We start from the raw sequence: 21,474 nt of genomic DNA on the forward strand, positions 1-21,474 counted from the left end.
ACCCCTTCCTGGATGCGGGCGCCGGCGCCCTCGTTGATCCCGATGATCGGGGACCCGGTCTTGACCGCGAGGTCCATCACCTTGCAGATCTTCTCCCCGTAGACCTGGCCCAGCGAGCCGCCGAAGATGGTGAAGTCCTGGGAGAACACGCATACCTGGCGGCCATCGATGGTGCCGTACCCGGTGATCACCCCGTCGCCGTAGGGCCGGTTCTTCTCCATCCCGAAGTTCGTCGAGCGGTGCCGGGCGAGCTCGTCGAGCTCGACGAAGGAGCCCTCGTCGAAGAGCAACCCGATCCGCTCGCGGGCCGTGCCCCGGCCCTTGGCGTGCTGCTTCTCCACCGCCTTGGCCGACGAGGCATGGACCGCCTCATCCAGGCGCGCCTGGAGATCGGCGAGCTTGCCCGCCGTGGTGTGGATATCGGGCTGGTCAACAGCTGGGGTCGCGTCTGCACTCACCGGTGTGGCCTCCTCGGATGTCCGTGCCAATCTAGTGCCCATGAGCGACCCTCTCGCACCTCGCCCACCGCTGGATGCCGACCGACTCGCGGGACTCCCCGGTCAGTGGCACGTCGAGGTGGTCGACGCCACTCCCTCCACCAACGCGCTGGTCTCCGAGCGAGCCAGGGCCGGCGCGGCGGCCGGCCTGGTCGTCGCGACCGAGCACCAGACCGACGGCCGCGGTCGGCTGGACCGGGTCTGGGAGACGCCGCGCGGCGTGGCCCTGACCTTCTCCGTGCTGCTCCGGCCCGACATCCCGGCCGCCGACTGGACCTGGCTTCCGCTGCTGACCGGGTACGCCGTCCAGGCGGCGCTGGCAGACCGCGTGCCCGACGTCTCGCTGAAGTGGCCCAACGACGTGCTGGTCGAGGAACGCAAGATCGCCGGCATCCTGGTCGAGCGGATCGAGACCCCCGACGGCCCGGCGGCCGTCATCGGCATGGGCATCAACGTCAACCAGACGATGGACGACCTGCCGGTGGCGCTGGCCACGTCGCTGGCCCTGGAGCTGGGCGAGAGCTTCGACCGCACAGACCTGCTGGCGCAGGTGCTCGGCTCCCTCCACGGGCTGCTTCCGCTCCTGGAGACACCGGACGCGGTGCGGGCGGCGTACCTCGACGCCTGCTCCACCATCGGCCGGGAGGTCGACGTGCACCTCCCGGGCGGCGACGTCCGCCGCGGCGAGGCCATCGGGATCGACGCGCACGGCGCGCTCGTCGTGAGCTCCGCCGAGGGCACCCTGACGGTCGGCGCCGGCGACGTCATCCACGTGCGCGCAGCCGGCTGAGGGTCGCGCGAGCGAGGGAGCGGGGCCTGGCACGCTTCGGGCGCTCGCTGTCGGCGGCCGAGCCGAGGTGCAATGATCGCGTCGTGGCATACCCGACCAAGCTGCTCAACGACGGAGAGCACGTCGTCGTCTCGACGCGCACGCACCCCAAGGCCCTCATCGGGCCGTTCCTGCTCCTGGTGCTGCTCCTCGCGGCCGCCCTGCTGCTGGGCCGGGTCGGCGACGGGGACGGCGCCCGCATACTCCACCTGGCGGTCTGGGTGCTCGCTGCCGTGGGGATCGTCTGGCTCGTCGTGCGGCCGTTGGTCGACTGGCTGACCACGACCTACACCTTCACCAACCGCCGGTTCATCAAGCGCTCCGGCTTCATCGCCAAGGAGGGCCGCACCATCCCGCTGAACCGGATCAGCGGCGTCGACTTCGAGATCGGCGTGGTCGATCGCATCTTCGGCTGCGGCACCCTGATCGTCTCCGACGCGAGCACCGACGGGAGCGTCGAGCTCCACGACATCCCGCGCGTCGAGCAGGTGCAGCTGCAGGTGGCCGAGGAGCTCCACCGCCTCGCCGGCGGGGACCCGGTGCGATCCGACGATGGCACCTGAGGACGTCACCCCGAGCGAGCGGCTCGAACGCGCGATCCTGGGCGAGGACCGGACCTTCAACGCCGTCGAGGTGGCCTCGGAGACGGGGGTGACCGTCGAGCAGACGCGCCGACTCTGGCGGGCGCTCGGGTTCCCCGAGCACGTCGCGGAGGTGGCGTTCACGCAGGCCGACGTCGACGCGGTGTCCACCGTGACCTCGATCGTCGACTCCGGCGCCGTCGACTTCGACCTGACCGTGAACCTCACCCGTGCGGTCGGGCAGACGATGGCCAGGCTCGCCGACTGGGAGGTCGCCACCCTGGTCAACCGGGTCGAGGAGCTGGCCCGCTCCGACGAGGAGACCGGCGGCCGGGTCGACTCCGCGCTGCGGCTGGTCGACGACGTCAACGAGCCGTTCGAGCGGCTGCTGATCTTCGCCTGGCGGCGGCACCTCGCGGCCGCGGTGTCGCGGATGGAGGCGCTGGGGGCCAACGAGGCCGACCTGCACACCACCCAGGTGACCGCCGGCTTCGCCGACATCGTCGGCTTCACCCAGCTCAGCAACGAGATCGGGGCCAACCGCATCGGCGACCTGGTGGAGGTCTTCGAGAGCCGGTGCGCCGACGTCATCTCAGCCCAGGGGGGCCGGGTCATCAAGAGCATCGGCGACTCCGTGCTCTTCGTCTCCGACGACGCCGAGCGCGCCGTCTCGATCGCCGAGGGCATCATCAACGTCATCGGCCGGGACAGCCGGATGCCCGACGTCCGTCTGGGACTGGCCAGCGGCTCGGTCGTGATGCGGATGGGCGACGTGTTCGGCCCGCCCGTCAACATGGCTGCCCGGCTCACCGCCGTGGCCCGTCGCAACCGCCTGATCATCGACGAGGCGACCGCCGACCTGCTGCCGAGCGACGTGTTCGACACGCGTCGGCTGCCGGCCCGGCCGGTCCGCGGGTTCGGCCTCGTGGAGCCGGTCGCCGTACGACGCCACTGACAGCACTGGTCTGGACCGCTGGGCACGGGTGCGGGCGTTTCCGGCACGGCGGATCCCACACATTTCTAACGTTTGCCCGTGATCAAGGTCCAGGACGTGCGCGTCGACCCCGAGGCGCGGCGCTGCTGGCGCGGCGAGGCGGAGGTCCGGCTGTCGCGCAAGGAGTTCGACCTGGTCCACGCGCTGATCACCCGCGCCGGCGAGGTGGTCTCCCGGGACGAGCTGATGGACCGGGTCTGGCAGACGCGCTTCTACACCTCGTCGAAGACCATCGACGTGCACCTGGGGTGGGTGCGCCGCAAGCTCGGCGACGACACCCGGCGACCCACGCTCATCACGACGCTGCGTGGCCGCGGGCTGCGCTTCGAGGTGACCGCCCCGGTCGAGGTCGCCGCGTTGCCTTAGTGTGTCCGGCGTGCCGCAGCCCCCCGCTCCGACCCTCGCCGTCATCGGCGGCGGCCAGCTGGCCAGGATGATGGCCCAGCCGGCCATCGCGCTCGGCCTGCCGCTGCGCCTGCTCGCCGAAGGGCCCGACGTCTCCGCGGCCCAGGTGATCCCCGACCACCTCGTCGGCGACTACCGCGACCTCGACACCCTGCGGTCGGTGACCGCCGGCTGCGCCGTCGTCACGTTCGACCACGAGCACGTCCCCACCGACCACCTGCGCGCCCTCGAGGCGGACCTGGCCGTGCGGCCCGGGCCCGAGGCGCTCGTGCACGCCCAGGACAAGGCGGTCATGCGAGCGCGACTGGCCGAGCTCGGCGTGCCCTGCCCGCGCAACGCGGTCGTGCGGACGGTGGCCGAGGTCGAGGCGTTCGGCTTCCCGTGCGTCCTGAAGACCACGCGTGGCGGCTACGACGGCAAGGGCGTGTGGATGGTGGAGGCGGCCGCCGAGGCACACGCCGCGTTCGACGCCGCCGAGGCGGCAGGCGTCCAGGTGCTCGCCGAGGAGCTGGTCGACTTCCGGCGCGAGCTGTCGGCGCTGGTCGCGCGGTCGCCCAGCGGCCAGGCGGCGGCGTACCCGGTCGTCGCCTCGACCCAGGTCGACGGCGTCTGCCTCGAGGTCGTCGCGCCCGCGCCCGACCTGTCGTCGGAGCTCGCCGGACAGGCCCAGCAGATCGCGCTGCGGATCGCCGGGGAGCTCGACGTCACCGGCATCCTGGCCGTCGAGCTCTTCGAGACCACCGACGGGCGGGTGCTCGTCAACGAGCTGGCGATGCGCCCCCACAACACCGGCCACTGGACCCAGGACGGCGCGGTCACCTCGCAGTTCGAGAACCACCTGCGGGCTGTGATGGACCTGCCCCTAGGCTCGCCGGCGCCGCGGGCCCGCTGGACCGTGATGGTCAACATCCTGGGCGGGCCCGAGGACACGGGCCGGCTGTACGACGGCCTGCCACACGCCATGGCGCGCGACCCGTTCCTGCGGGTCCACTTCTACGGCAAGGAGCTGCGGCCCGGGCGCAAGGTCGGCCACGTCAACGTCTACGGCGACGACCTCGACGACTGCCTGGAGCGAGCCCGGCACGCCGCCGCATGGTTTCGAGGAGATCTGGGAGATGAGAGCGAATGACTGAGCAGCCACGAGTCGGCGTCGTGATGGGGTCCGACTCCGACTGGCCGGTGATGCGGGCCGCCGTCGAGGCGCTGGCCGAGTTCGACGTGCCCTGCGAGGCCGACGTGGTCAGTGCGCACCGGATGCCCGACGAGATGCTGGGCTACGGGCGCGACGCCGCGAGCCGCGGTCTGTCGGTCATCATCGCCGGGGCCGGGGGAGCCGCGCACCTGCCCGGCATGCTGGCCGCGGTCACCCCGCTGCCCGTGATCGGCGTGCCGGTGCCGCTCAAGCACCTCGACGGCATGGACTCGCTGCTGTCGATCGTGCAGATGCCGGCCGGCGTCCCGGTGGCCACGGTCTCCATCGGCAACGCCCGCAACGCCGGGCTCCTCGCCGTACGCATCCTGGCCGCCACTGACGCGGCCCTCCAGCAGCGGATGCTGGACTTCCAGGCGGCGCTGCGCACCGCCGCCGCGGAGAAGGGTGCCGTCGTACGCCGGGAGTCGGAGCCCGGGGCTCGCAAGCTGGGGTTCTGAGCGGGCGGGCCGCTCCGCCCGTCACTCCGGGCCGACGCGCCCCCGCAGCCGCTTCACGTCGGAGCGCCTGCGCTTGGCGTCCATCCGCCGGCGCTTGGACCCGCGGGTCGGCTTCGTCGGCACCCGAGGGAGCGGCGGCGGCGCCAGCAGGGTGCGGATCCGCTCGCCCAGCCGTTCGCGGGCGGCGACCCGGTTGCGGTGCTGCGAGCGGTGCTCGTGGGCGACCACCGTGAGCGGCCCGGTCGCCTGTGCTGCGAGGCGCGCTCGCTGTGCCTCGTCGAGCACGGTCGACGTCGCCGGGTCCCACCCGAGCTCGACCCGCGAGTCGGTGGTGTTGACCGACTGTCCGCCCGGACCCGGGGAGCGGGAGAACCGCTCGACCAGCTCGTCCGCCGGGATCACCAGGCCACCGGGGATGCCCGGCCCGCTGGGCACCCGGAGCTCCCTCACAGAGCCGGCTTGGCCCACTCGATGGCCGGGCAGGTGTCCATGACCATCGGCACGCCGGCCGCGACGGTGCGGTCGAACGCCGCCTCGTCGATCACGCCGAGCTGGAACCACACGGCCTTCGCGCCGATCGCCACGGCCTGGTCGGCGAACTCGCCCGCGGCGTCGGAGCGCCGGAACACGTCGACCACGTCGATCGGGAACGGCACGTCGGCCAGGGTGGCGAAGCCCTGCTCGCCGAGCACGTGAGGAGAGTCGGGATGGATCGGCACGATGCGCTTGCCGCGCTGCTGCAGGAGCTTGGCGATGGAGTACGCCGTCCGGCTGGTGTCGTCGGAGAGGCCGACCACGGCCCAGGTCTCGAGGTCGTCGAGCATGAGGCGGACCGACGTGGGGTCCTGCCAGGAAGTGGACATGCCGTCACGCTACGCGTCCGCGATGAGCGCGATCGACGGGGCCCGTGTGGTTAGGTGGGCGGCAGATTCTTCAACGGAGGGAAATGCTTATGCTTCACACCACATCCAGGCGGCTCGCCGCCACCGTCGCCGCCACCGCGCTCAGCGCCGGTGCGCTCGTCGCTGCCACCGCTCCGGTGGCCACCGCGGCGGAGGCCAGCACAACGTACACCTGCAAGTTCCCGTCGCTCGGTGACAAGGTCATCCCGGTGAAGGTGAGCGCTCCGGCGCTGCCGACCGCCGCCGCTGCGGGTCTCGACCTGCCGGCTGGCGCCGTGGTCCTCGACGTGACGCTGCCCGCCGACGTCGTCGGTGCCGCGAAGATGCTCGGCGCCACCGAGCTCGGCGGCTTCTCCCGGGACATGGTCGCGTCGATCGTGGAGACGGGCAGCACCACCTCGTCTGCTGACCTGGCCCTCAACGCCGTGGACTTCCCGAGGAAGGCCCTGCCGGCCGTCCCGGCTCCCATGACCCTGAGCACCCCGGCCGCCACGTCGACGGCCCCGGCACCGGCCATGACGGCGCCGGCCGACCTGCCCGACGCTGGGGCGTACTCGGTCAATTTGCCGAAGGCGTTCTCCTTCACCGCGACGCGACAGGGTGGGGGCACCCTCCTGGCGGACATCCCATGCCTGCTGACGCCGGGCGCTGTCAGCTCTCTCGGCACGATCACGCTCGCGAAGAACGAGTCCGAGACGTCCGCCAAGGCCGTCAAGAAGGTGACCAAGGTCGGCAAGCCCGCCAAGGTCAAGATCACCGTCGAGGCCGCCAACGAGGTCCCGAGCGGCACCGTCAAGGTCCTCAAGGGCACCAAGGTCCTCGGCAAGGCCACGCTGAACAAGGCCGGCACGGTCGTCGTCAAGCTCAAGAAGGCGCTGCCCGCCGGTGTCACCAAGGTGAAGGCCTCCTACCTCGGCGACGGCTACACCGAGGCGTCGAAGTCGAAGAAGATCAAGATCAGGGTCGGCTGACCTGACCCACGTCTGACCGGACGCCCGGTCGGTGCCTCGGCACCGGCCGGGCGTCCGCGCGTTCGGGCTGCGCTCGCCTCGGAGCTCAGGCCGGGATGGTGAGCCCTTCCAGCCAGGCCCGCCAGGCCGGCTCCTCACGCCGCACGTAGTCGGCCGCGTCTGCGGAGAACAGGTACGCCCGTACGCCCGCCGTCGCCTTGCCGCCGCCCTCGTCCCACGTGAAGACGCTGAGCATTCCGGGCACCGGCGCGGTGAGCCGGACCAGCGTCTGCCGCTCACCGACGCGCTCGACCGTGCCGGTGGCGCCGCGCACCTCGACCGTCGCGCCCTCGTCGCCCAGCCCGAGCGCGTCGCGCAGGGTCGACCAGAGCGCCTCCGCGTCGCCGGGGTGGGAGGCGGTGGCCTCCAAGTGCGTGGCCTCCTGGCCGGGGAAGTGCGACAGGTAGAGGCGCAGGTTGTCGAAGAACGGCATCCAGCCGGGGCCCATGGTGTCCCAGAACTCCGACTCCCAGGCGGCGCCGGTCCCGAAGCCGCTGCTGGTGACGCGCACGATGCAGGTTCCGCCGGACTGTGCCTCGACGAGGAACTCCGACGTCAGCGGGCTGAGCGCATCGGGGTCCTTGCCCATGAGGGCAGCCCAGTCCTCCTCATAGGCGAGGCGGCGCGGCGGCTCCCATGCGGTGACCTGGCCGTCCGAGCCCATCTCCGGGCCCATGGTGAAGTGCAGGGAGCCGCCTTCGCGCTCCTCCATCTCGGTCGGCGCGAACCAGGCGCTCATGCCCTTCGCGGTGGCGATGGCCTGCCAAACCTGCTCCGGGGTGCCCGGGACCTCGACGGTGAACTCCAGGCGGTAGGGGACGTTCGGGGTGGTGCTCATGGGTTCTCCTCGGGAAGGGGGTGGGCGGCGACGAGGAGCCGGTGCGGGCGCCCGTCGTCGTGGTGGTAGCGAGCGGCCAGGTCGAGCACCGCGACGGTCAGGTCGTCGGCGAAGGCAGCCCGGTCGGCGGCCGAACGGAAGCCGATCCGAGTGTCGATGGTCAGCGTCGGCAGGCGCTTGCCGGACGCACCGGCCCTCCGCGTCAGGGCACCGACCTCCCGCACCAGCCGGCCGGCGAGTGCGACGAGGTAGCCCGCCGAGAGGCGGTCGGCGTTCGCGTCCGGGTCGGCCGCGGACGCGCTGACGGCCGCCGGCGACACGACGTACGACGCCGCCGACGCCTGCAGCACCCGCTCGGTGATGCCCCCGTGCCGGCGCTCCTCGGACATCTTCACCAGGCCGTGCGCCTCGAGGGCCTTGAGGTGGTAGTTGACCTTCTGGCGCGTGATGCCGACTCGGGCCGCGAGCCCGGCCGCGGAGGCCGGGACGGCCAGTTCACCGAGCAGCCGGGCTCGGACTGGATCCAGCGCGGCGGTTGCCGCGTCCGCGCTCTCGATGACCTCTACATCCTGCATGACGCCACCGTGCCCTTGACAAGTAAACTTGTCAAGAGTGGGCTCAGAGCGTGGCCGCGAGTTCGGACCCGGCTCGGCGCGGGTTCACGCCTCGTTCACCGGCTGCCACTCGGATGGAGGGGACCACCTGCCGCCTCTTCCAGGGAGCTCGGACCACATGAGCAGTCACGACCACCCGCACGACCACCCCCACGACCACCTCCACGGCCACAGTCACGGCGAGCCGTCCGAGGGCTGGGAGGCGGTCGAGCAGGCCGATCCTCGCGCCACCGGGCCGTCCCGCCGGCAGCTGATGAAGGTGACCGGAGTCGGAGCGACCCTGGCGGCCGCATCCAGCTTCGCCGGGGCAGCCGCGGCCAGCGAAGGGCACGGCTCGTCCGGCCACGACCACGACCACGGCAGCAGCCGCGGCCGCGCCTGGCGCTCGGGTGACCACCACATCCACTCCGAGTACTCCGGCGAGTTCGACACCGCCACGACCCCGCCGCGCTTCTTCAAGGGCGCTGACGCGGTCTACCCGATCGTCACCAACGCCATCATGGCCAAGAGCTTCGGCCTCTCCTGGGTGATGTGCACCGACCACGGCGGTCCCACCCACTCGAAGGTCAACCTGGAGCTGGCCTACCCGGACCTGCTCAAGTCCCGTGACCTCGTGCCCGAGGTGCTGCAGTTCTGGGGCATGGAGTTCGACGCGCCCGCCATGGACCACCACACCCTGATGATTCCGCGGCGCAACGACGAGGCCCAGGTCCTCTACGAGCTGGAGTCCCGTTACAACAAGCGCGACGCCTTCCCCACCGACCCGGCGCGAGACACCGAGGCGAAGATGATCGAGTTCCTCAACTACACCCAAAGGATGAGCTACAAGCCCCTGGTCATCGCCCACCACGCGGCTCGCTCCGCCAGCGGGCTCGGCGTCTGGGGCCAGGACACGCCCCAGGAGTTCCGCAACAACCAGGACACCGCCCCCGACGTCTACGTCGGTTTCGAGGGCGCGCCTGGCCACCAGGCGGGCCCGCTCAACGGCGGCGCCCGCGGCGGCTACGGGAGCTACCCCACCCACGGGGGCTACGACCAGATGACCGCCATCGTCGGCGGCCTGTGGGACTCCCTGCTCGGGGAGGGCCGCAAGTGGTGGATCACCGCCACGTCCGACTCCCACGTGCACTGGACCCGCGGCGGCTCGGACTTCTGGCCCGGCGAGTACTCCAAGACCTACGTGCACGCCCGGCAGGACTACTCCGACATCATGGAGGGCCTGCGCACCGGTCGCATCTTCGTCACCACCGGCGACCTCATCACCGGCCTCGACGTGACCGCATCCTCCGGCAGGCAGACCGCCGCCGTCGGGCAGACCGTCACCGTCACCGACCGCCGTGACAACGACGTGGACATCGAGATCCGCTTCCGGCCGCTGGAGGGCGAGAACGGCAACGGCGACCGGCCCGAGGTCAACCGGGTCGACCTCATCGTCGGAGAGGTGACCGGTCCGGTGACGGACCGCAACACGGCCAGCAACCCGACCACGCAGGTCGTCGTCCGCTACGGCCGCAGCGACTTCCGCCGCTCGGGTGGCGAGTACGTCGTGCGCTACACCCTGCGCAACGTCACCGAGGACTGCTACATCCGCGTGCGCGGCACGAGCACCGACGAGATGGAACCCGCCGCCGACGGTCTCGAGTCGCCGTGGCAGGACCTCTGGTTCTACTCCAACCCGATCTTCGTCAAGGTTCGCTGACGTAGGACGTGGGCGGCGGCGTAGCGGCGAGACAGCCCGGTGCGCCGTCTCACCCGCGGCGGATGAGGCCGACCCTCGCACGGCGTTGCAGCATGGGAGACGTCAGCGAGGGTGGTGAGCGGTCATGGACGGGTCCTCCGGGATCAGGTGGGGACGGTGGGCAGCCTTCGCCGGTGGCGTGCTGCTGCTCCGCGGCGTGCTGAGAGGTGCCTCGGGCGCCCTGGCGCTCGCCGGCGACGAGGCTCTCTACCGCGCGGTCGGCGCAGTGCGAACGCGCGACGCCCGCCACGTGCCCCGATGAGCGGGACCACCAGGGACCGGTGGCTCGAGGACCGGCGAGGCGTCCTCGACCGCCACCGCGACCAGGTCTGGTGGACGTGCCTGCGCTGGGTGACCTCATCCGGCCTCGCCTGTGCGCTCGTGCTGAGGGGCTGGCGCATCCCGCTGGTCGTGGGCCTCACGGTCGTCATCGTGGCCACCCTCCTCGTCCTTCCCCGGGGCGCCCGCGTCCTGGGCCTCGGGCGGGTCCTGGACGACGCAGTCCTGGCCGGGCTCGCGACGGTGGGTGGGATCGGCCTGCTTGCGGCCCTCGGAGTCTGGGGAGTGCTGCTCCTCGTGCTGCTGGCCGTCGAGGCGCCACCCGTGCGCCGGTTCCGACGAGACGCCGGCGCGGTCCTGCGTTGGTCCCGTGCGGTCACCCACGATGCCCGCAGCACCTGGCCGCCTTCGTGGCCCGACGGGTACGACGGGTACGGCCGGCCCTAGCCACCGTCCGCCGCCCGGGGGTCCCTCGCCACGGGGGATACCCAGCGCGCGGAGCCGTCCTAGGTTCGCGCCATGGCAGGCAACCACGGCACGAAGGCAGTGGTCGCGGCGCTCCTGGCGAACTCGGGCATCGCGGTGACGAAGTTCATCGCCTTCTTCCTGACCGGCATCAGCTCGATGCTGGCTGAGGCGATCCACTCCGTCGCCGACGCCGGCAACCAGGGGCTGCTGCTCCTGGGCGGCAAGAAGGCCCGGCGGGAGGCCACCGAGCAGCACCCGTTCGGCTACGGCCGCGAGCGCTACGTCTACGCCTTCATCGTCTCCATCGTGCTGTTCTCCGTCGGTGGTCTCTTCGCGCTCTACGAGGCCCGGCACAAGTTCCTCGAGATCCGGTCGGGTCATCACGAGGATCCGGGGACGTGGTGGTGGGTGCCGCTCGCGGTGCTCAGCATCGCCATCGTGCTCGAGACGCTGTCGTTCCGCACCGCCATCCAGGAGACCGACAAGGTGCGCGGTGACGCGTCGTACGCCCAATTCATCCGGCACTCGCGGCAGCCGGAGCTGCCCGTCATCCTGCTCGAGGACCTCGCGGCGCTGCTCGGCCTCGTGTTCGCCCTGGTGGCTGTCTCGCTGTCGCTCCTGACGGGCAACTACTACTTCGACGTCGGGGGGACGGCGATGATCGGCATCCTGCTGGTCGTCGTCGCCGTCGTGCTGGCGATCGAGACCAAGAGCCTGCTGCTGGGGGAGTCGGCCACGCCCGAGTCGCGGCAGCGGATCGTCGCGGCGCTCGCCGCGGTCCCCGCCATCGAGCGGGTCATCCACATGAAGACGCTGCACCTGGGCCCCGAGGAGCTGCTGGTGGCCGCGAAGATCGGGGTGCGCGCGGGGGAGTCGGCCCAGGACGTCGCCGACGCGATCGACGCCGCCGAGGAAGCCATCCGGGCCGCCGAGCCGGTGGCGACCGCCATCTACCTCGAGCCCGACATCTTCAGGGACGGGCATGCACCCGAGGTGAGTGCCTCGGGCACGACGTCGCCGGTCGTGTGACGCCGCTGTGAGCGTCGCCGTGACGTGGCTGGGCCACGCGACCGTCGTGCTCGACATGGACGGGGTGAGGCTGGTCGCCGACCCGCTGCTCCAGCGGCACAACGGGATCCTCCGGCGGCGCGGGGCCCGTCCGGCGGGCGACGCATGGTCCGGCGCTGTCGCCGTCCTGCTCTCGCACCTCCACCACGACCACGCCGAGGTGGCCTCGCTGAGGATGCTCGGCGCCGTCCCCGTGCTGACGGCGGTGGAGAACGCCGTGTGGGTCGCGAAGAAGGGCCTGACCGGACGAGGGCTCGCGAACGACGAGTGGGAGCCCGTCGGCGCTGCGGGCGAGGTGACGGTCAGGCTGGTCCCGGCGGTCCACCACTCCCGGCCGATGCCGCACCGGCCCAACGCGGCGAACGGCCATCTCGTCAGGGGGCCGTCCGGTGTCGTCTGGCTCGCGGGCGACACCGACCTGTATCCCGGCATGGAGGGCCTGGAGGAGATGGCCGGGGCGCCCGTCGACGTCGCCGTCGTACCGATCGGCGGATGGGGCCCGCGGCTGTCCCCGGGCCACATGGGACCCGACGAGGCCGCCGTGGCCTGTCGTCTCAGCGGAGCCCGGCTGGCGGTGCCCGTGCACTGGAAGACGTTGCACGTACCCGCCGGCGAGATGTTCCCACGAGGATGGATGGACTCGGCCGGACCGCGGTTCGAGGACGCGTTGGCACGCGAGGCCCCGGACTGCAGGGCGGTGGTGCTGGACGTGGGAGGTTCGGTGACGGTGCCCACGGGCCACGACTGAGACGGGTCGTGCCGAGGCCGTGCTCACTCGCCGCGGGGGATACGGCTCCGGCCCACCCGCACGAGACTCGACCCACAGCACGGCCCGACAGCAGGGAAGACGACATGGCGCGCGCGCACGGGTCTCTCGTGGACACCGATGGGCCCGGTGGCTGGGTGGCCGAGCAGGTCGCCCGCTACCGGGAGGTCCGGGAGACCATCGAGCGCGGGACCCTGCCCCTCGCGACCTCGGTGGACGGTCGCACCTTCGAGCTGCAGGCCCCCCTGCACGGTCTCGCCCTGAGGCGAGGTGGGTACGTCGCGCTGGAGACCGACGCCGGCACCCGGCTCGGCCAGGTCACCGACCTCCGCCCCCACACGGTCAGCGCCGACGTCGACCACCCCGAGGGTTCCCGCTCGAGCATCCTGGTCCGCCTCGCCGTCGGCGGCGGGCTGCTGCTCACACCCGGCGATCCGTTCCACGACGCTCGCGTCCAGCCGGCCGAGGCGGACGAGGTGGCAGCCTGGCTCGCCGGCACCCGTCCCGACCGGGCGGTGCTCCCCATCGGCGACCTGCTGCTGTCACCGGGCGTGCCGGCGGAGCTGGACAGCGGCGGGTTCAACCGGCACACATTCATGTGCGGCCAGTCGGGCTCCGGCAAGACCTACTCGCTGGGGCTCCTGCTCGAGCGGGTGCTCGCCGAGACGACGCTGCGGGTCGTCGTGCTCGACCCGAACTCCGATTACATCGGGCTGGGTCGCCCGAGGCCCGATGCCGACCCCGGCCTGGCCGGGCGCTACCGCGAGGTGGCGGGCGCTGTCGCGGTGTGGGGCGAGGAGGCGGCTGACCACCGGCTCCGGCTCCGTTTCGACGAGCTCGAGGCACGCACCCAGGCGGCGGTCCTGGGTCTCGACCCGGTGCTCGACGCCGACGAGTACGCCGCGCTGACCGGGCTGCTCGCGGCGCGCGAGGAGGGACAGCCCCTGGTCGCGGGGCTCTCGCAGCTGCTCGACTCGCCCTCCGCCGGGGCGCGGCGGCTCGGCATGCGGGCCGGCAACCTGGGCGTTCTCGACTGGCCGGTGTGGAGCCAGGAGGAGCCGTCGCTGCTCGAGGAGCTGGCGGCACCGACGTCCCGGTGCCTGGTCGTGGATCTCGGGTCGCTCGGCACCCTGCACGAGCAGCGTCTCGTCGCAGACGCCGTCCTGGCCGTGCTGTGGAGCCGGCGGCTCTCCCGTGAGCCGGTGCTCCTCGTGATCGACGAGGCCCACAACATCTGCGCGTCGGACCCCGTCGACGCGCTCTCCCGGGTCTCCACCGAGCGTGCCGTCCAGATGGCGGCCGAGGGCCGCAAGTACGGCATCTATCTCCTCGCCTCGACCCAGCGCCCGGGCAAAGTGCACGAGAACGTCGTCTCGCAGTGCGACAACCTGCTGCTGATGCGGATGAACGCCGCCTCCGACCTCCACGAGCTGCAGCGGCTGTTCTCCTTCGTGCCCCCCGGTCTGATGGCGGGAGCGGCGACGTTCGGCATGGGACAGGCGCTGGTCAGCGGCCGGATCTTCCCGCCGGGCGCGGGCTACGTGCAGATGGGCGAGCGCGTCTCGCAGGAGGGCGGGGCGGACGTCCCGCTGACGTGGGCGCGGCCACGTCCTCGGTGAGCGCCCGGACGCCGCTGATGATCCGGCTGGACCCCTGGGTGGTCCGGCTGGAGAGCTACGCGCCCACGCTCTTCCTGGTCAGGTGCTTCCGGATCTTCATGCTCATCGAGGGGCGGGACCGCGTGCTGATGCTCGCCGGCCAGGGCTTCATCGCCCTGGTGCCGATGCTCGTGGTCATCGCCACGTTCACGAGCGCCTCCGGTGCAGGCAAGGTCGGTGACGGCATCATCGAGCGGATGGGCCTCACGGACAGCGCCGCCGAGGCGGTCAGCACCCTGTTCGCCTACCCGCCCGGCGTCACCGGCGGGACCACGCTCTTCAGCATCGGCCTGTTGCTCTTCTCCCTCAACGGGTTCGCCCGTTCGGTCCAGCGCACGTTCGAGGGTGCGTGGGGGCTGCGGCGGATGGGGATGCGCGGGACGGTCAGCAGGACCGGCGGCCTGGCCGTCCTGCTCGGTGCCGGGTTCGCCGCCGGGTGGATCGGGCGCCAGCTCGACGCGTTGCCCGGCGGGCCCGTCCTGGGCCTGGCAGCCCAGGCCGCCGTCATCGTCGGCGGCTGGCTGCTGGGGACGTCGCTCATGCTGTCGCGGCGTACGCCCGCACGCTCACTGCTGCGCGGGGCCGTGCTGAGCGCGACCCTGCAGCTCATCGTCGGCTGGGGGACGGCGATCTACGTGCCGGAGCTCTTCGCACGCAACGCCGAGAGGTACGGCGTGGTCGGCGTCGCGCTGGCCCTGGTGACCTGGCTGATCGCGGTCGCCTCGGTCATCGTCGGCGGCGCGATCGTCGGCGCGGTGCTGGGCAACGGCGGCCGAGGCGCTCTCGCCTTGGCCGGCTCCGCACGAGACGTGGGCCCATCGGACCCAGCAAGGAGCTCCTAGTGGACACCATCGTCGTCGTGGCAGGTGTGGCCCTGGTGGTCGCCGACTACGTCATCAAGTTCCTCGCGATCGGCGTGCTGCCTGGCAACCGCAAGCCGTCCTCGGCCATGGCGTGGCTCATCTTGATCCTCATCATCCCGCTCGCGGGGTTCGTGGTGTTCCTCTTCCTCGGTCGCACCAACGTCGGTGCCAAGAGGCTCGCGCGGCAGCGGGAGGCGGACGAGGCCATCAGGGCCGCCACAGATCAGCTGGCCACGTCGCCGGTCGACGGCCCGTCGTACCTCGCCTCGATCGCGACGCTGAGCCACAACCTCGGCTCGCTGCCGCTGCAGACCGGCAACCGCGTAGACCTGCTCACCGGCTACCGCGAGGCGATCGAGGCGATGACGGAGGCGGTGTCCACGGCGACCTCGTCGGTGGAGGTGGAGTTCTACATCGCTGCGTGGGACGACGTCACGGCGCCGTTCTTCGAGGCCCTGCAGGCGGCAGCTCAGCGAGGTGCGACCGTGAGGCTGCTCTTCGACCACATGGGCTCACGCAGCATCCCGGGCCACAAGGAGTTCGTGCGGCGCCTCGAGGCGTCGCCGATCCAGTTCCACCAGATGCTCCCGGTGCGCCCGCTCAAGGGCCAGTTCCAGCGCCCCGACCTGCGCAACCACCGCAAGATCCTGGTCGTGGACGGCCGGGTGGCGTTCATGGGCTCGCAGAACCTCATCGAGCCCGGCTACAACAAGCCGAAGAACCACAAGGACAACCGCGAGTACGTCGAGCTGGTGGCCCGGATCGACGGACCGACCGTGCAGGCCCTGCGCGCGGTCTTCGCGAAAGATTGGTACATCGAGTGCCAGGAGCGCATCGGCCACGAGTACCCACCCGGCAGCGCCACCCACCACGCCGACGGCGTCGCCGGCCAGGTCCTGCCGAGCGGCCCCGGCTACGCCACCGAGAACAACCTGCGGCTCTTCACGGCGCTGATCTACTCCGCCCAGTCGCGTGTCTCGGTGGCGAGCCCGTACTTCGTGCCCGACGAGCCGCTGCTCTACGCCGTCACCACCGCCGCCCGGCGCGGTGTGGCGGTCGAGCTCTTCGTGAGCGAGTGGGGCGACCAGTTCATGGTCTCCCACGCCCAGTGCTCCTACTACCAGGCGCTCCTGGAGGCGGGCGTGCGCATCCACCTCTACCCGGCACCCTGGGTCCTGCACTCCAAGCACTTCTCGATCGACGACGACGTGGCCGTCATCGGATCCAGCAACATGGACATGCGCTCCTTCGCCCTCAACTACGAGGTGTCGCTGATGCTCACGGGCGGAGACGTCGTTGCGCGCTTCCGGAAGGTGGAGGACTCCTACCGCGTGCTCTCCAGGGAGCTGACGCTCGAGGAGTGGCGGCACCGATCACCCCGCCAGCGGTACGTCGACAACACGATGCGGCTGACCGCGGCGCTGCAGTAGTGCTCACACGGGGGGTTGTCCGAGACGGGTGTGCGCCCGCACGAGCGAGGCGACGACCACGATGTTGAAGACGATCAGGCCGCACACCAAGGCCCGCGCCAGCTGTCCCTCGGCGTGCACGTCGCCGTAGCCGACGGTAGTCATCGTGCTCAGCGTGAAGTAGAGCGCGTCCGTGCGTGTGCTGAGTCCGCTGATCTGCTCGGGCGCCAGCAGGTCGACCAGGTAGAAGGCCAGGGAGAACGACATGATCAGCAGCACCAGCATGATCGTCAGGGCGCCCGCGGCTCGCCCCGCGATGCCGGCTCGTAGGTGCTGCAGCTCGAGCACCATCATCCGGCCGAGCAGGGCTAGGCCCAACGCGGTGAGGACGAGGCTGATGGCGATCGCTCCGGTCGAGCCGCTCCACTCGAGGGGGAAGGCGTAGTAGGCCACCAGCAGCCCGGCGAAGCACCAGGCCGGGCGCCAGCGGGCCGCCGACCTGCGCGTCATGGCGCCGCTGCGGCGGTCTCGTCGTCCGGCTGCCCGCTGATCAGGGGCAGTCTCCATCGACCATCGGGATCCGCGTCGACGAGCACGGCACGGACCAGCAGGCTCATGGGTACGGCGAGCAGGGCTCCCAGCGGGCCCAGCACCCAGGTCCAGAACACCAGGGAGAGGAAGGTCAGCGTGGTCGACAGCCCGACCGCGTTGCCGACGTACCTCGGCTGGATGATCGACTGGATAACCAGGTTCACCGCGGAGTAGAGCACGATCACCAAGAGCATCAGGCCGGGCCCGCCCTCCAGCAGCCCGATCAGGGCCGGCGGCACCACGCCGATGATGAAGCCGATGTTGGGGATGAAGTTGGTGACGAACGCGAGCACTCCCCACACGAAGGCTCCCGGCACGCCGAGCGCCCAGAGCATCGCGGTGTCGACGACCGCGACGATCAGCCCGAACACGGCGGAGACGCCGAGGTAGCTGCGGGTTCCCTGGGCGAACGTCGCCAGGGCGTCGACGAGCTGAGGGCGGTGCTCGCGCGCCTGGCCGGCCAGCCTGGAGGCGTGTGCGGAGTCGAACGCGAGGAAGAGCAGCAGCGTGACGACGAAGAACAGGTTGGACAGCACGGAGGCGATGCCCGACATGAAGGACGTCACCGCGTCGAGCAGCTTGCCGACGTCGAGTGACCCGGCGACGGCCTCGACCTGCGGTGGGGCGACCCCGAGGGCGGCCAGGCCGTCGCCGAGGTCGGCCACGAGCTCGTCCAGGTCCGGCGCGTACGTCGGCACCAGCGCTGCCAGCCGGCCCACGGACACCACGAGAGCGAGGGTGAGGGCGAGGATCAGCACGTAGGCCAGCACGAGCACGACCACGGACGCGGCCCACACGGGCATCCGGCGCTCGAGGGCGGCGCGCAGCGGGTGGAAGACGATGGTCAGGGCGAGGGCGAGCATCACGGGCCCGACGATGTCCCCGGCCGAGCGGAGGCCGGCAATGACGATCACCACGCACGCGGCACTGAGGAGGAGCCTGCTCGTCCGGGACTGGGTCATGGAGTGCTCCTCTGGAGGGTCGCACGGTGTCCCAGGGAGTCCAGGATGCCGATCAGGTGCTGGTGCAGCTCGTCGCCGCCGACGATCGGGCCGTCGGGCGCGAGCAGGTGGCTCGGGGCAAGCACGAAGGCCGAGTCCTGCCAGCCGCCGAGACCCCCGTGGCAGCCCACCAGCGGCTCGAACGCGGCGACGTCGAGGGTGTCGGGGTCGAGCGCGCTGTTGACGTAGATGTCGGGCGCCTGCGGCATCTCGGTCGCGGCCAGCAGCATGGCCGGTGCGTGCCTGCCGAATGGCAGCAACGGGTCGAGCCCCTCGACGACCCCGGTGGTCAGGTGGTGCCTGCCCGCACGGCCGATGGCCACCGGACCGGCCGCGCCCAAGACGCTGACGAAGCCGACGCCCTGGTGTGCGACCAGCCCGGTGAGCAGGGCCGGCCACCGGGCATCGAGCTCCTCGAGGGTCAGTCGCTGTGCGCCCGGCACGTAGACGAGGCCGAGGTTCCCACTGCCCAGCACGATCAGCTCGGCGTCGCTGGCCGCCGAGCCGGGCTTGAGGATCTCGTCCACGCGCCGTGAGGCGGCCTTCGGCATGCCGCCCGTGCCGCCGCCCGACAGGTCCTCGAGCACGGAGTCGACCCGTCCCCAACCCTCGATGCTGCCCTCGAGCCCGGTGGTCTCCGAGTGCGTGAGGGAACGGCACAGGTCGCTGAGCTCCACCCCGTGGCGGGACGCGAACGGCTCACCCTGTGACTGGCCGTGGTCGCTCAACGCGACGAAGTGGTAGCGGCGAGGCGCCCGCTCCGCCACCCTCGCCAGCACGGTCAGCACCTGGTCGAGGGCGCCGAGCGACGCCAGCGACTCCACCCGGGTGCCGCCGGCGTGGTGGGCTATCTCGTCGTAGTCGACGTAGTCGACGTAGATGCTGCGGGCACCCCGCATCATCTCCTCGCTCACCACTGCGGTGTTCAGGTCGCGGAGCAGCCCGTTGCTGAACGCCCGCAGGCCGGCGAAGATCCAGGAGCGGTGCACCCGCGGATGGACGACGAGCCGATGCTGGCGGGCCGCTTGGAAGCGCTCTCGGACGATCTCGGCGATGGTCCGCGACAGGCTGCGCGAGAGGCCGTCGGGCCGCACCAGGAAGCGGGCGAAGACCACGCGCGTACGCCGGGAGCCGCGGGCCACCTCGAGCCGGCTCATCGTCATCGCGGCCTTGGGAGCATCGCCCGTGAAGAGGTTGGAGACCGACATGCCGTCGTCGGCCAGGAGGCCACGGCCCGTGCTCGCGCGCGCCTCGATGATCGCGGCGTCCGCTGGGCGGTTGGCCACCAGAACCCGTCCCAGCTCCCGGTCGTACCAGCGGAAGGCCGGCACGCCGGCGGCCGTGCCCTGGAGGATGGCCTGCTGGCTCGCCGGCGTGGTGCACGGCATCTGGACGGTCCACTCGTGCACGGCGTGCGAGCCGCTGTCGACCCAGCGCCGCAGCGTGGGCATGCTGCCCGACTGGAGCACCCACTGCATCACCGGGAACGACACCCCGTCGAGCTGCACGAACACGACCCCCTCGACGTCCGGGTCGTCGATGTGGCCGGGCTTGATCCGCAGCAGGCTGGCCGCGAAGGACTCGTCCGTCCCGGCACTCGACACCCAGGCGATCAGGGTGCCGAACGCCGCCGCGATCCAGGCGGCGGCGACGGCGGTCCAGAAGGAGTCGAACGAGGCGCCCGGGACGACGTCGAGGGCGACCTGCATCACGACCGCCTGCCCGAACAGGGTGGCGAGCCCGACGGCGATCCAGCCGAACAGGGCCGCGAGCTCCACCAGCACGGGGCGGACGATCATGCCCACGAGCCCGGTCACCGCCGCGGCTGCCAGGAGGGGAACCCACGAGGTGTAGGCGAACCCCGGGAGCAGCACCGCGGTCAGCAGCAGCGCCAGGAACGCGAGGAGCCAGGTGACCAGCAGCCTGAGCACGTCGGCCGGCCGGAGCCCTCGGGCGCTCACGACGCGGCTCCGCTCGCCACGGGTCGCCGCCCGGGGCGCGGCAGCCGGGCGGTGCTGGACAGCAGCTCCTCCACCACCAGCGCGACCACGACGGCGAGGATCACCACCGGCATCAGACTGGTCGCGGCGTCCCCGAGGAGCAGGACGACCAGCACCACGCTGGTGACGGGCAGACCGGTGACCGCCATGCCTGCGGCCATGCCGATCGCGAGAGCCGGCAGGAGCACGAGCCCGGGCAGGGCCCCGGCGGCGAGCGCACCGACGGCAGCGCCGAGGAAGAGTGCGGGGAAGACCGGCCCACCGCGGAAGGTGCCGAGGCAGGCGGCGTACGCGATGGCTTTGCACACCAGCAGTGCCACGAGGGCGCCGGTCGACCAGGCGCCGGGGTCGCTCGCGAGCGCGGGGAGGGTGGCCTGGCCGGACAGGGCGACCTCCACCGGCGACCGGTCCGTGATGAGGGCATAGGCGCAGGCGGCGGCACCGGCCAGGATCCCGGCGCCCACCGTCGCGCCCATGACGTGGGACTCGGCGAGACGGGCGGTGCGGCGTCCGGCGACGTAGACCAGCCACGTCCCGACGGCCACGCCGAACGCCAGGGGGACCGCCCACGCCACGTCAGCGGCTACGAGCCGGGTGGGGGCGAGGCCCGGAAGGGCGAGGGCGCCGATCTCGAACCCGGTCCAGCGTCCGAGGCCGGTGAACAGCAGGGCGCCCACTCCGCTCGAGAGCAGGCAGGGGAGCACCACGAGCATCAGCTCCCGGCGGGCGAGTCCAAGGACCTCCAAGAAGATGACCGCCGCCACGAGCGGGTTGCCGAAGATGGCGGAGATGGCTGCGGCCGAGCCCGCAGCCGCCAGGAGGGTGGAGGCCGTTGCGTCCGCGCCCATGCGCGTACGGCGCACGGCCAGCAGCGCCAGGCCGCTCCCGATGGCGATCAACGGCGCCTCCGGGCCGACGACCGCGCCACCCACCAGGCTTGCTCCCGCGGCCAGCACCACTCCGGGCACGTCCGCGGGTGGGGTGGCGCCGGCTCCGAGGCCGGCGACGGGAACGTGGCCCCCGTGCCCGGGCAGGTGCCTGATCGCGAGTGCCACGAGGACTCCGGCTGCCCCGATGGCCGGGATCGGCCACCAGGCGGGCGGTCCGGCGTACCCCAGGGCGTGAGGGAGGTCGTGCCACACGACGTGCTCGAGCTCGTGCACGGCGACCAGGAAGCCGAAGGCCACAAGCGACAGCGGGATGCCGAGCAGGCCGGCGACGAGCAGCAGCACGAGGTAGCCCCGGCTGTGCAGGCCGACCCGTGCGTCCCCCTGCCCCGGCTCGGTCACGGAGGTGGCGGGCACGAGCCAGGC

General features: G+C 71.8%; 24 protein-coding genes. 15 read left to right on the forward strand and 9 right to left on the reverse strand.

Annotated features, from left to right (window positions below):
- The coding region (locus ACP7BP_RS11705; RefSeq protein ID WP_426244797.1) for a carboxyl transferase domain-containing protein at window positions 1–458 on the reverse strand (458 nt) is incomplete at its 3' end.
- Between the two features lie 40 nt (window positions 459–498).
- Between ACP7BP_RS11705 and ACP7BP_RS11710 the strand changes: the two genes are divergently transcribed.
- The 6 genes from ACP7BP_RS11710 (at window position 499) to purE (ending at window position 4,956) form a co-directional block, all read left to right on the forward strand.
- Entirely contained in the window at window positions 499–1,287 is a 789-nt protein-coding gene (locus tag ACP7BP_RS11710; RefSeq protein WP_426244798.1) for a biotin--[acetyl-CoA-carboxylase] ligase, read from the forward strand.
- 83 nt (window positions 1,288–1,370) lie between these two features.
- A complete protein-coding gene (locus tag ACP7BP_RS11715; RefSeq protein WP_426244799.1) occupies window positions 1,371–1,889 on the forward strand; it encodes a PH domain-containing protein in 519 nt (172 codons plus the stop codon).
- A complete protein-coding gene (locus tag ACP7BP_RS11720; RefSeq protein WP_426244800.1) occupies window positions 1,879–2,862 on the forward strand; it encodes an adenylate/guanylate cyclase domain-containing protein in 984 nt (327 codons plus the stop codon). The genes ACP7BP_RS11715 and ACP7BP_RS11720 overlap by 11 nt, the downstream gene beginning before the upstream one ends.
- Window positions 2,863–2,940: 78 nt before the next feature.
- Entirely contained in the window at window positions 2,941–3,267 is a 327-nt protein-coding gene (locus tag ACP7BP_RS11725; protein ID WP_426244801.1) for a winged helix-turn-helix domain-containing protein, read from the forward strand.
- 10 nt (window positions 3,268–3,277) lie between these two features.
- Complete coding sequence (locus ACP7BP_RS11730) at window positions 3,278–4,435, forward strand: 5-(carboxyamino)imidazole ribonucleotide synthase (protein WP_426244802.1); 1,158 nt, start codon at window positions 3,278–3,280, stop codon at window positions 4,433–4,435.
- Window positions 4,432–4,956 carry a 5-(carboxyamino)imidazole ribonucleotide mutase gene (gene purE, locus ACP7BP_RS11735; RefSeq protein ID WP_426244803.1) on the forward strand — a complete coding sequence of 175 codons (525 nt, stop codon included), beginning with the start codon at window positions 4,432–4,434 and terminating at the stop codon, window positions 4,954–4,956. The genes ACP7BP_RS11730 and purE overlap by 4 nt, the downstream gene beginning before the upstream one ends.
- A gap of 21 nt (window positions 4,957–4,977) precedes the next feature.
- Here purE and arfB read toward each other — a convergent pair whose 3' ends face one another.
- A complete protein-coding gene (arfB, locus tag ACP7BP_RS11740) occupies window positions 4,978–5,406 on the reverse strand; it encodes an alternative ribosome rescue aminoacyl-tRNA hydrolase ArfB (protein ID WP_426244804.1) in 429 nt (142 codons plus the stop codon).
- A complete protein-coding gene (locus ACP7BP_RS11745) occupies window positions 5,403–5,819 on the reverse strand; it encodes a CoA-binding protein (RefSeq protein ID WP_426244805.1) in 417 nt (138 codons plus the stop codon). The genes arfB and ACP7BP_RS11745 overlap by 4 nt, the downstream gene beginning before the upstream one ends.
- An 89-nt stretch (window positions 5,820–5,908) precedes the next feature.
- On the opposite strand from ACP7BP_RS11745, the gene ACP7BP_RS11750 reads away from it, so the two are divergent.
- Complete coding sequence (locus ACP7BP_RS11750) at window positions 5,909–6,829, forward strand: DUF6801 domain-containing protein (RefSeq protein ID WP_426244806.1); 921 nt, start codon at window positions 5,909–5,911, stop codon at window positions 6,827–6,829.
- An 85-nt stretch (window positions 6,830–6,914) separates the two neighbouring features.
- Here the strand turns inward: ACP7BP_RS11750 and ACP7BP_RS11755 are convergent, their stop codons facing one another.
- Complete coding sequence (locus ACP7BP_RS11755) at window positions 6,915–7,706, reverse strand: SRPBCC family protein (protein WP_426244807.1); 792 nt, start codon at window positions 7,704–7,706, stop codon at window positions 6,915–6,917.
- On the reverse strand, window positions 7,703–8,281 hold the full coding sequence (locus tag ACP7BP_RS11760) for a winged helix-turn-helix domain-containing protein (RefSeq protein WP_426244808.1): 579 nt from the start codon (window positions 8,279–8,281) through the stop codon (window positions 7,703–7,705). Before ACP7BP_RS11760 ends, ACP7BP_RS11755 begins: the two co-directional genes overlap by 4 nt.
- Before the next feature lie 157 nt (window positions 8,282–8,438).
- On the opposite strand from ACP7BP_RS11760, the gene ACP7BP_RS11765 reads away from it, so the two are divergent.
- The 8 genes from ACP7BP_RS11765 to cls all read left to right on the forward strand — a co-directional run bounded on the left by ACP7BP_RS11765 (window position 8,439) and on the right by cls (window position 16,590).
- Window positions 8,439–10,019, forward strand: coding sequence for a hypothetical protein (locus ACP7BP_RS11765; RefSeq protein WP_426244809.1), 1,581 nt, complete (start codon window positions 8,439–8,441; stop codon window positions 10,017–10,019).
- A gap of 124 nt (window positions 10,020–10,143) precedes the next feature.
- Window positions 10,144–10,320 carry a hypothetical protein gene (locus tag ACP7BP_RS11770; protein WP_426244810.1) on the forward strand — a complete coding sequence of 59 codons (177 nt, stop codon included), beginning with the start codon at window positions 10,144–10,146 and terminating at the stop codon, window positions 10,318–10,320.
- Window positions 10,317–10,784: a hypothetical protein gene (locus tag ACP7BP_RS11775; protein WP_426244811.1), complete on the forward strand. Its 468-nt coding sequence runs from the start codon at window positions 10,317–10,319 to the stop codon at window positions 10,782–10,784. The genes ACP7BP_RS11770 and ACP7BP_RS11775 overlap by 4 nt, the downstream gene beginning before the upstream one ends.
- 72 nt (window positions 10,785–10,856) lie before the next feature.
- A complete protein-coding gene (locus ACP7BP_RS11780) occupies window positions 10,857–11,834 on the forward strand; it encodes a cation diffusion facilitator family transporter (protein ID WP_426244812.1) in 978 nt (325 codons plus the stop codon).
- Window positions 11,835–11,841: 7 nt separating this feature from the next.
- The gene (locus ACP7BP_RS11785; RefSeq protein ID WP_426244813.1) at window positions 11,842–12,621 is read left to right on the forward strand and encodes an MBL fold metallo-hydrolase; all 780 of its coding nucleotides are present in this window, start codon (window positions 11,842–11,844) and stop codon (window positions 12,619–12,621) included.
- 128 nt (window positions 12,622–12,749) lie between these two features.
- The gene (locus tag ACP7BP_RS11790; protein ID WP_426244814.1) at window positions 12,750–14,258 is read left to right on the forward strand and encodes an ATP-binding protein; all 1,509 of its coding nucleotides are present in this window, start codon (window positions 12,750–12,752) and stop codon (window positions 14,256–14,258) included.
- Window positions 14,234–15,139 carry a YhjD/YihY/BrkB family envelope integrity protein gene (locus ACP7BP_RS11795; RefSeq protein WP_426244815.1) on the forward strand — a complete coding sequence of 302 codons (906 nt, stop codon included), beginning with the start codon at window positions 14,234–14,236 and terminating at the stop codon, window positions 15,137–15,139. Before ACP7BP_RS11790 ends, ACP7BP_RS11795 begins: the two co-directional genes overlap by 25 nt.
- Window positions 15,139–16,590 carry a cardiolipin synthase gene (cls, locus tag ACP7BP_RS11800; RefSeq protein ID WP_426244816.1) on the forward strand — a complete coding sequence of 484 codons (1,452 nt, stop codon included), beginning with the start codon at window positions 15,139–15,141 and terminating at the stop codon, window positions 16,588–16,590. Before ACP7BP_RS11795 ends, cls begins: the two co-directional genes overlap by 1 nt.
- Before the next feature lie 3 nt (window positions 16,591–16,593).
- On the opposite strand, the gene ACP7BP_RS11805 is transcribed toward cls, so the two are convergent.
- From ACP7BP_RS11805 to ACP7BP_RS11820, 4 genes are read right to left on the reverse strand one after another with little or no spacing between them, the layout of a single operon-like run.
- Window positions 16,594–17,079, reverse strand: a complete 486-nt coding sequence (locus tag ACP7BP_RS11805; RefSeq protein WP_426244817.1) for a potassium channel family protein — start codon at window positions 17,077–17,079, stop codon at window positions 16,594–16,596.
- The gene (locus ACP7BP_RS11810; protein ID WP_426244818.1) at window positions 17,076–18,122 is read right to left on the reverse strand and encodes an AI-2E family transporter; all 1,047 of its coding nucleotides are present in this window, start codon (window positions 18,120–18,122) and stop codon (window positions 17,076–17,078) included. The genes ACP7BP_RS11805 and ACP7BP_RS11810 overlap by 4 nt, the downstream gene beginning before the upstream one ends.
- Window positions 18,119–20,122: a phage holin family protein gene (locus tag ACP7BP_RS11815; protein ID WP_426244819.1), complete on the reverse strand. Its 2,004-nt coding sequence runs from the start codon at window positions 20,120–20,122 to the stop codon at window positions 18,119–18,121. Before ACP7BP_RS11815 ends, ACP7BP_RS11810 begins: the two co-directional genes overlap by 4 nt.
- Window positions 20,119–21,465, reverse strand: coding sequence for a chloride channel protein (locus tag ACP7BP_RS11820; RefSeq protein ID WP_426244820.1), 1,347 nt, complete (start codon window positions 21,463–21,465; stop codon window positions 20,119–20,121). Before ACP7BP_RS11820 ends, ACP7BP_RS11815 begins: the two co-directional genes overlap by 4 nt.
- Between the last annotated feature and the right edge of the window lie 9 nt (window positions 21,466–21,474).

The sequence above is a fragment of the Nocardioides sp. LHG3406-4 genome (assembly GCF_049897745.1).
GTDB lineage: Bacteria > Actinomycetota > Actinomycetes > Propionibacteriales > Nocardioidaceae > Nocardioides.